Below are 1,006 nucleotides of genomic sequence, written 5' to 3'. Positions count from 1 at the left end.
TGAACCGCCCCGGGTCTGCCGGAGGCCTTGGGTTGTGAGTCACGCCGCCATATCGATGTTGTCTGCGGCAGCATAATATTGGTGTTCGGCTTCGGCAGGCGGGATGTTGCCGATAGGCTCGAGCAGCCGACGATGATTGAACCAGTCGACCCATTCGAGCGTGGCATATTCGACAGCTTCGAAGCTGCGCCAGGGTCCGCGCCGGTGGATTACCTCGGCTTTGTAGAGGCCGTTGATCGTCTCGGCCAAAGCGTTGTCATAACTATCGCCGACGCTGCCAACCGACGGCTCGATCCCTGCCTCGGCAAGTCGCTCGGTGTACTTGATAGACACGTATTGCGACCCGCGGTCGCTGTGGTGAATCAGGCCACCACGGTGAACCGGCCGGCGGTCATGAAGCGCCTGCTCGAGCGCATCCAGGACGAAGCTGGCATGTGCTGTCCTGCTGGCACGCCATCCGACGATCCGGCGGGCGTAGGTGTCGATGACGAAGGCGACGTAGACGAACCCCGCCCAGGTCGCGACATAGGTGAAGTCCGACACCCAAAGCCTGTTTGGCGCTGGCGCAAAGAACTGGCGATTGACGTGATCGCGTGGGCACGGCGCCGTCTTGTCGCTGATGGTCGTGCGCACCGGCTTGCCCCGGATTACCCCTGCCAAGCCCATCTCGCGCATCAGCCGCTCCACGGTACAGCGCGCGACCGCAAAGCCCTCCCGCATCATCTGCCGCCAGACCTTGCGCACGCCGTAGACCGCGAAGTTCTCGGCGAACACGCGAGCTATCTCGGGTTTGAGGGCCACATCCTGCCGCGCCCGCGCCGACAGACGCGCTGAATCCTGTCGCTGCGCGACGTGCTTGTGGTAGGTGGATGGGGCGATCGGCAGGACGCGGCAGATCGGCTCGACCCCATAGGCATCGCGGTGATCGTCAATGAAAGCGATCATCGCCGGAACGGGCGGTCGAGCTCCGCCTGCGCGAAATATGCCGACGCCTTACGCAGAATCT

Annotated in this window: 1 pseudogene and 1 other annotated feature; the pseudogene reads right to left on the bottom strand. The window is 63.4% G+C overall.

The annotated features are described in order from the left end of the window. Positions 1-39: 39 nt before the first annotated feature. A pseudogene (locus U1737_RS20640) lies at positions 40-1,006 on the bottom strand (IS3 family transposase); the annotation flags it as partial. Then, positions 871-987, bottom strand: a sequence feature (AL1L pseudoknot). (Overlaps the previous pseudogene by 117 nt.)

This window comes from Sphingomonas fucosidasi (assembly GCF_036663855.1).
GTDB classification, from domain to species: domain Bacteria; phylum Pseudomonadota; class Alphaproteobacteria; order Sphingomonadales; family Sphingomonadaceae; genus Sphingomonas; species Sphingomonas faeni_B.
Note: the sequence above shows the minus strand (reverse complement) of the source record. Positions and strands in the feature narration are given on the sequence as shown.